Source organism: Desulfatiferula olefinivorans, assembly GCF_054657895.1.
Map to the genome: position 1 here is coordinate 1 of NZ_BAAHXV010000116.1, position 522 is coordinate 522.

Annotated in this window: 1 protein-coding gene; it reads right to left on the bottom strand. The window is 40.4% G+C overall.

Annotated elements, in window-relative coordinates; translation table 11 throughout:
• Positions 1-134 precede the first annotated feature (134 nt).
• A partial coding sequence (locus tag ACYQ11_RS22120; protein ID WP_459926008.1) for a hypothetical protein occupies positions 135-522 on the bottom strand: 388 nt, incomplete at its 5' end.

The following is a 522-nucleotide window of genomic DNA, read 5'->3' on the forward strand; positions in this document are numbered from 1 at the left end:
ATAACGCACGCTTCACCGGGCGGGCGGCGCATCACGAAAGCCGCCGAGAAGAGAAAAAGGTTGAAAAATGATACTGACCAAAAATGCGCCGCTGTAGCCCGATCCGTGTGCAAGCGATTGTTGGCAGCTGATAATTACGAATGAAGGCCCCAACGATGTGCTACGGGTAAACATTCTTCACACAGCGCCTTACCATCATGTTCACCACCATTATAAATCACAAATTCAATATCATGAGCCAAATCATTTTCCGAGAAACCCGCAGGGTTCTTATCTCTATTAACCATTAAGTGTTGACAGTTTTCGCACTTACAAATGGAATATTTTTCAAGCCCATAAAATGAAGTTTCGATTGCAACCTTTTCAAGACCATATTTATTCAATAGAGTTTCAAGCTCCTGGTCAAAACCTGATAACTTTTCTTCAAATCTACATGACTCTATTTCTTCTGAATCTGTATAGAAAAAGCTGTGTATTTTTTGTATTGCAATATTTTTCATAGTACTGCCAACGTGTGCTTCA